The sequence below is a fragment of the Kistimonas scapharcae genome (assembly GCF_039540975.1).
GTDB classification, from domain to species: Bacteria; Pseudomonadota; Gammaproteobacteria; order Pseudomonadales; family Endozoicomonadaceae; genus Kistimonas; species Kistimonas scapharcae.
Map to the genome: position 1 here is coordinate 1 of NZ_BAABFL010000353.1, position 8,079 is coordinate 8,079.

An 8,079-nucleotide genomic window follows, 5' to 3' on the forward strand; every position below is an offset into this window, starting at 1 on the left:
CAGGCGGTAATGGGAACATGGGGATGAGCTTAGGCGGCAGAACGTGAAATCGCCTTATGTACCGGTTTTTGAGTACTTACAAGGCTTTGCCAGAAAATACTGTTTTTGTCGTTAAGGTTGCTCTCTGCATGAGATGCAGGCGCGATAAGCAGCAACATCAACCCGATTATTTTTATTTTCATAGGTTGACCATCCTGACGATTGGAACGGTTTCGTCGTTCAGTCTATCAGTAGTCAGCAGCAGGAAGAAAGGGGAAGGATGAGACTCGAAAAACGCTTATTTGATGGGGCTGTCATCGCTAATTCCAATTTCTTTACAGCTTATAAGCCTGAGCTATAGTTAAGGTTAGTCAGACGGTATACACGGACGTAGCCGCAGGGAAGCGCGGGTTACTAAGCAGGAATGCACCAGGGAAACGTCTGACCTACTTGCCTCGCTTATGCGGGGTTTTTTGTGCCTGCAATATATCGATTGATATAACCGGTTAAAGGTAAACGACTCAGCCGTTAAGGGAATTTTTGAGTTCTTCGCAGGTAGCCTGAAAGACTGCTTCTAGCTTCTTCAGCAAGGGGCGCACTTCGCTCAGGTTTTTCTCCCGACCATTTTTTTCCAGTTGGCTTGCCAGTTCACCGAGGCGATCGGCTCCCAAGTTTTGACTACTGGATTTTAAGGTATGGGATGCACGGGTAAAGACTTTGATGTCCATGTTCCTTGCCGCGCTGAGAGTATCCTCAACCAGCTTGGGGGAGTCTTCCAGATAGCTGTTGATTAGCAGGTCAAATTCTTCTTCCATCACCATGCGCAGTTGCTCAAGGGTTTCCCGGTTGAGCAAGGGCTTTTCATGCAGATTATCATCCTGGTCACCGGTATGTTGCCGCACCATAACGGATTGCTCCTTTTCCTCCGGGGATTCCAGCCATTTGATCAGCATATCTTTCAGAACATCTGCCTTGATGGGCTTGCTGAGGTAATCATCCATGCCGGCCGCAAGACATTTCTCCCGGTCACCTTCCATTGCATTGGCAGTCATGGCGACAATAGGGGTATGTTGCTGGTTACCCTGTTCCTGCTCTTTCTGGCGAATCAGCCCGGTGGCTTCATAACCACTCATTTCCGGCATTTGGCAGTCCATCAATATCAAATCGTAATGCTTGTTTGTCCAGGCTTCGACAGCAAGTCGGCCATTTTCTGCGACATCTGCCGTCAGACCCGCTTTCTTGAGCATGGCCAGAGCTACCTTCTGGTTAACGACATTATCCTCAACCAGAAGAAGCGAGGTATTTTCACTGAATATATCCATGCTCTCTTTAGTTGTGTTTTGTTTCTGAACCGGTTGATCGATTTTCTGGTTACCCATGACTTGTTGGGTGAGTTTATGGAGTTGAGCTTGTCGGTAAGGCTTGGTGAGCGCACCGGCAAGGAAAGCATCACGGCGCTCCTGTTCAGACATGTGCCCCGTGGATGTCAGCATGATACGATGGGTTGTACGTAACTGGCTGTCAGCTTCAATGGTTTTGGACACTGTCACACCATCAATGCCTGGCATCTGCATATCAAGATAAATAATATCGAAGGGACGTCCGGCGACGATGGCGTCGCGCATTTTGTCGAGCGCACGTTCACCGTCTTCCGCTTCAGAGTGATCGATACCCCAGGCCGTCAGGTAGTGTTTGAGAATATCCCGGTTGGTCTTGTTGTCATCCACAATCAGTGCGTAAGTGCCGGTGAGATCCTGATTGGTTGGGCTATCTATATCGTGTTGCTGTTCTGATACCGGTAAATCAACATCAAAGAAGAAGCAGGAACCTTTGTTTAACTCACTGGTGATCTGGAGTTGTCCCCCCATCAGCTCAACCAGTTGCCGGGATATAGTCAAGCCAAGGCCGGTACCGCCAAATTTGCGGGTTGTTGAGCCGTCTGCCTGAGTAAACGGCGTAAACAGTTTGGGAATGACATCCGGTGCGATACCAATCCCGGTATCTCGCACCTCAAACCGTACCCGGGCAATGCTGCCATCATTGCTGATCAGAAGAACCCGGACAACGACTTCACCCTTTTCCGTAAATTTGACAGCATTACCCAGCAGGTTAGTCAGTATCTGACGAAGCCGCACCGGATCCGCTTTCAGAATGAAGGGAAGCTTAACGTCGGTGTAACAGCCGAGCTCGATGCGCTTTTCCCGGGCTTTGCTGGCCAGAAGGGTAGAGACATCCTCTGCCAGGGCACCGATCTGCGTGTCTATTTGCTCCAGTTCGAGCTTGCCGGCCTCAATCTTGGAGAAATCCAGAATATCGTTGATGATGCCCAGTAATGCATCAGCTGAGCCGTAGGCGGTTTCCAGATAATCGAGCTGACTATTATCCAGTTCAGTGTCCCTAAGGAGTTCGAGCATGCCGAGCACGCCATTCATCGGTGTTCGGATTTCGTGGCTCATATTGGCCAGAAAAGCGCTTTTGGCCTTAGCGGCTTCGAGGGCGACTTCCTTGGCTTCGTTGGCTTCGTTGATTGCGTGTTTCAGATTTTCATTGGCGAGATTCAGCGCGGTGGTTCGGAGTTCAACGGTTTTTTCCAGTTCTTCCCGGTGTACGCTTAGCTGTTCATCCCGCTTGCGAATCTGTTCGAGCATCTCGTTAAATCGTTCGTAGAGCTGGCCGATTTCGTCGTCGCTCTGTTTCTCCAGGGTGCTGACGTAAACTTGACAGGTGGACACCTGTTTCATGGTGTCAGCCAGCCGAACAATGGGTTTTGAGATAACTTTCTGCAGCCGGTGCGCCGCTAGATACGAGAAGATGATGGCAAGAATCGCAATCATGAGGGCAGCGAGTAGATTCAGGGTCATCTGTTGCTTCAATACCGCCAGGTCAGCACGGATGACTACAGTGCCTATCAGGTCATTGCCGTAGTAGATAGGACCCGCCACATCCATCCATTCATCCTGGATATCGATGGATTTGGTTTTATATAACGAGGGGGTGAGACGGGCTTTTGGATTGCCGTCGCGAAAGAAGCTGGCCAGGATCTTCCCATCACTACCGACCAGGTGGGCTTCTTCCACCGATTTGATGCCATGAAGGGTGCCAATATGTTGCTTAGAGAGATTGGCGTCTCCGGCGTGCACCGACATTGCGCTGTTGCGGCTGATGACTTCAACCAGATTCTGAATGCGTTCGGTCATTGCATCCCGTGATTTGACGTAATCACTGATGCTGTAGACAAGCAGGGTTATCAGCAGGCCGATCTCTGCTGTTGTCATCATGGCGTAACGTAGCTTACGCTCTATTGAAACCCTGCCGAATGTGAACATCCTGTTCTTTCGCTTATCGAATAACTCGGGCGATTTTCATTAACTGGGAACTGATCACAAACCCGCCTGCCTTGGCTGCCGGCAGGTTCAGTGTGAAACTGACCCTGTTGCTTTCCCTGACCAGCTCCACCATGCCGCCCTGCTTTGCGAAATCCTTGATATCACTGACAGTCAGGACAGGTGTGCCTTCTAATGAGTTTAGAACATGTTCAAGTTGGGTTTGGGCGCTCATATTGATAAACAGCAGGTTACAGACTGAGTGCTTGCTATCGAAGGTCGTTAGAATCGCTACGTCAATCGTTTGACTCATGTCTTTCCGGCTTTTCAGGGAGGAGACGTAATCATTCAGGGGATCTTTGCCCAGCATGCAAATCGTCAGTGCCTCCGTACGGACGGTACGGGGCCACTGAATAAAGCGGGTGATTTTATAGAGGATGGCCGCCTTGACCTGATCCTCCTGCACCGGCGCCGCCTCCGGGCGCGTGCTGACCAGGTTGGCGGCGAGTATGCAGAGAAACAGGGCAATGAGCCGTAACCCCTGAAACGGGTTATTAGTAGGCTTCATGGCCTGAATTGCCTCTGGGCTGGTCGTTTAGTACTGCCAGCTTACCTGTCCGTAGATGCTCCGGGGAACCTCGGTGGTTACGATGCCGGTGTAACGGTCCAAGTATTCCGGGTGCTGGCTGTCGAGAAGGTTCTGGCCGACGATGGCGAACTCAAAATTACCCACACGCTTGGCGACGCGTATATCCGCTGTCACAAAGGACGGGACGCTGACACCCGATACGTTATCCTGATAACGCAGCCAGAGGTCGAGTTCCCAGTCGTCGGCCAGGTTATGGCGCGACATCAGGCTCATGTTGTGCTCGGCGGTTACGTTTTCGAATATGGGCTCTATAGCGGTGGTTACAGCATTGTTATCCGTTGCATGCATGTCCATCTGCAGGAAGCCGTAGGCCAGCTTGAGCTTCCAGTTATCCCTTACCTGCCAATCGGCTGCCAGTTCAAAACCGTAGCCATCGCCTTCCAGGACATTATCAATTGTCACAACCAGATAGTGAGGGGGAATATTGGGCGCCGTAGTGGCACACAGAGGGCCGCCAAGAGGCGTCAAAGTATCCGGACATGTACTCCCTAAAGATGTTGCAGCAAGATCTTTGTAATGGTTCAGGAATACGGTGGCGTCAATACTTAAATTCTCACTCAGGATATTGCGGTACCCAAGTTCGTAGGAGAATAACTTTTCCGATTTAAGCTCTTTATTTCCGGTGAAAACAACAAAACCGTCACCTAGTAAGGGATTATAGACTGATAAGTCCAGTTCTTCAAAGCCATAGACTTCGGAATCGCCTTCAACAATAGAGGGGGTTCTAACTGATTTTGAAATCGCTGCCCAGAAAGATTGTTGTGTATCCGGTGTAAAGATGATTCGGGCATTGGGTTGAATTTCATCGCCGGTAAATTCATTGTTTTCAAATCGGGAACTCAGGGTCATACGCCAGCGATCCGGTACAAGGGTGATTTCATCCTGAATGAATGCACTGTAGAGTTCTGTCGTCCGTGAACGCGGGTCAAAATACACAAAGTCACTTTGGTAGACTTTATTGTCAACCTTGCGGTATCCAAATCCCCAGGTAATTTCCTGGTTCTCTGTTGCAAGGAAACGATGCTGGAAATCAATATCCCAAGTGTCACGATGCCGTGGAGCCCGGACATCGCTGTTTTCGTACCGGTCGTAATAGACTTGTGTAATGGCTTCTGATGTGTCTGATAATGTGTGTGTCCAGCGTCCCAGGGCATTTGCACCAAACTGTCTGTTAGAGGGGGATACAAATGTACCGGTACCTGGAAAAGTGCGATCAAATGTTTTGACGGTTGCGCGGGTATGCCCCTTGTACAGATCACCCTGCAGTGTGAAGGTATCGTCAGCGGTTTTGTCCCAGTCAATCCTGAAACCGGTTCGATTCATGTTCCAGCCGTCACCGGCTTCCGGGGAGTCATCCAGCCCAATGGATGCATATTTCTGTGCCAGTGTGGAATTTAACGTTTCCTGATGATCGCGGTCGTTGTATTTGTAGTAAACACGGTAGAAAGCGCTTTCTCCCAGCTGGCCACCATAGCGAAAACTGCCAAAACCCTGTTCGTAGCTGCCAGCGCCAACCTCTGCATACGCGCCCTGCGTGTCATCTGCAGAGCGGGTCATGATGTTGATAACGCCATTAACCGCGTTTGAACCCCAGAGAGCGGCGCCAGGGCCACGGATAACTTCTATCCGGTCAATATCCGCGAGCATGACATCCTGAATGTCCCAGGTTACCCCGGAGTAGAGTGGGGTATAAACGGTGCGACCATCGATCAGTACGAGAAGCTTATTTGAGAAAACACTGTTAAAGCCTCGGGAGCTGACCGACCAGGCATTGCCATTGACTTTGGAGACTTGCAGTCCAGGCACCATTCGGAGCAGATCTGGAATCGTTTTGGCGCCACTGCGGCGGATATCTTCCTGGGTAATGGCATAAACGGCCGCTGCGGATTCCATAATACTCTGGGATTTTTTCGATACTGATGTCACTTCAAGGGAAACCAGTTCCTCAAGGCTCATATCCAGGAAGTCATCTTCAGCGATCGCCGCCGATGTGGAGAAAAGAGAACAAAGTGCTACAGCCAGTCCGGTTTTATTGAACGTAGTCATAATGTGGCAGCTCCCTAGCCAGCATTTTTATATTAAGAATCCTTTTTAAAAATCTAGACCATATTTCTTTTATAACCAGTGGAGGTATGTGGGTAAAATGGGAGGGGTGTCAGGCAATGACCAGAAAAAAACAGAAGGACAAATACAGAAATAAAGCGATGATGGTGGGCCCAGTAGGACTTGAACCTACGACCTGCCGATTATGAGTCTCGAATAATAGTGTTTTTTATAATCCCGTACAGTTCCAAATGAAAACCTAACCTATTGTAAATAAACAAATTGTTCTGTTATTGTTTCCCGTACCGTTCTAGAATTTTCCATATAAGCCCGACAGAAGTGGGGAGCAATACGGGGAGCAAAATATGTCAAGGATCACTGACGCTAAATTGAAAGCCCTCAAAGGCAAGGTGAGTGAACCCGTCGGTAGCCGTGGGGACGGTAACTTGGTGTTCTGGCGTCGTGCTTCTGGAAGCACTGAAGCCTACTACCGCTACCGCAATAAAGGCTCTGATACCCTCGTAAAAATCGGACAATACAAGCTGACCAGAGATGGGGGCGGTTACACGCTTGCCGAGTGCAGAGACAAGGCTTTTGAGTTGGCCCGTATCCGTCGAGAAGTAGCGGGAGACTTAAAGGAGCATCTTGAGGCGCAGGCTGTTAACCATCAGAGGGAGCAGCAAGAGAGCAAGAAGCGAGCAGAAGCAGAGGCAAAGAGGGGAACACTCAAAGACCTTTGTGAGAGCTATGTCGCTAACCTTGAAAGGCAGGGAAGAAAGAGCACCAGAAACGTTGAGCGTGCACTTATATGCTATGTTTTTGAGCCATTCCCCAAGCTGGCAGATATGAAGGCATGCGATATTCGCCCGGATGATGTTGTCACCATATTGCGGCGCATGATTGAGAATGGAATAACCACCACGACAAATCGTGTCCGTAGCTACCTTCACGCAGCCTATGAGCATGGCTCAAGGTCAGACCATGACCCGATGGAGCAGGTAGCCCACGGCAAGCGGTTCATGATCAAACACAATCCTGTTTCTGTCGTACCCAAGCAATCCAGTTTTGAAAGAGTTAGAGAGCGTTGTCTAACCCATGAGGAGATTTACCGTTTGTGGCATGAGTTCCCAGAGTCCTTAGGCGGTCAAAGCCCGGTCTATGGGCTGATGCTTCGCTTTATGTTGGCAACAGCAGGAAACAGGCCGGAGCAGTTAAACGATTGCCGCTGGTCAGATTTTGATGAAGATCGCCGCACGTTCACCTTTTACGACAGCAAGGGTAGAAACGGCAAGCCTAAAAAGCGAGTAATGCCACTCTCAATCAGGGCTCTGGCAATACTGAATGAACTCAAGACTATATCGGGAAATCACGAGTGGATATTCAGCATAACCGGCAAGGCACCTACGCGGACTGATAACCTGGCTGGAGTCTTGCGAGATTACTGTGACGCCATTGAGAAAAGGGCGAGGGATGAAGGGCAGAAGCCTCCTGAGCGTATCTGGTCAAAGGACATACGCAGAACAGCAACAAGCCTACTTATTGAGTGCGGCGTAAAACAGGAACAACGTTTTCAGCTTCAGAGTCGAGGGGATGGAAGCGTAGAAAGCAAGCACTACGACCACTCCGATCGCTTGCCAGAAAAGCGTGAAGCCCTGAAAATGTACGACGCTCTGTTAGACAAGATTCTGAAGGGTGAAAACGTGAAGCTGGTGGATATGGAGAAATACAGAAAGAAGCCCACCACCGACCGGGAAGCAGCGATTTAACTATAAGGGTTTGGTCAGCCTAGGGTAGCTCCCGAAGAGGCAAGTCCCCGCTTGCTCTGGCAGACCGATCAATTGCGGGGATCGTTTGGGGAAGCGATAGCGATGAGTAATAAAAATACTGAAAAGAATATTGAGGAGTCTGCGAAGTTAAGCGATGGAGAGATATTGATTAAGTCTATTTTCTTTGATCGTGAAAAGATATTTGAACCCAGGTTTAAAGAAAATAGCGAGGTTTCCAGGCGGTGTTTGTCAACATAGTTGTCGCCCCAACTCAAGCCGCTTTCTTAAGTTGATCAGCTGAAGATCTGTCGGGATTAAG

The 8,079-nt window shown here is 49.6% G+C and carries 5 protein-coding genes; 1 reads left to right on the forward strand and 4 read right to left on the reverse strand.

Features of this window, described 5'->3' with window-relative positions:
* Positions 1 to 29 precede the first annotated feature (29 nt).
* The 4 genes from ABD892_RS12685 to ABD892_RS12700 all read right to left on the reverse strand — a co-directional run bounded on the left by ABD892_RS12685 (position 30) and on the right by ABD892_RS12700 (position 5,997).
* Positions 30 to 182, reverse strand: a complete 153-nt coding sequence (locus ABD892_RS12685; protein WP_345196115.1) for a hypothetical protein — start codon at positions 180 to 182, stop codon at positions 30 to 32.
* A 318-nt stretch (positions 183 to 500) separates the two neighbouring features.
* A complete protein-coding gene (locus ABD892_RS12690; protein WP_345196117.1) occupies positions 501 to 3,257 on the reverse strand; it encodes a response regulator in 2,757 nt (918 codons plus the stop codon).
* A 61-nt stretch (positions 3,258 to 3,318) separates the two neighbouring features.
* Positions 3,319 to 3,870 (reverse strand): YfiR family protein, encoded by a 552-nt coding sequence (locus ABD892_RS12695; protein ID WP_345196118.1) that lies wholly within the window; start codon positions 3,868 to 3,870, stop codon positions 3,319 to 3,321.
* A gap of 27 nt (positions 3,871 to 3,897) precedes the next feature.
* A complete protein-coding gene (locus tag ABD892_RS12700) occupies positions 3,898 to 5,997 on the reverse strand; it encodes a TonB-dependent receptor plug domain-containing protein (protein ID WP_345196119.1) in 2,100 nt (699 codons plus the stop codon).
* A 362-nt stretch (positions 5,998 to 6,359) separates the two neighbouring features.
* Between ABD892_RS12700 and ABD892_RS12705 the strand changes: the two genes are divergently transcribed.
* Positions 6,360 to 7,760, forward strand: a complete 1,401-nt coding sequence (locus tag ABD892_RS12705; protein ID WP_345196120.1) for a tyrosine-type recombinase/integrase — start codon at positions 6,360 to 6,362, stop codon at positions 7,758 to 7,760.
* The last annotated feature ends 319 nt before the right edge of the window (positions 7,761 to 8,079 follow it).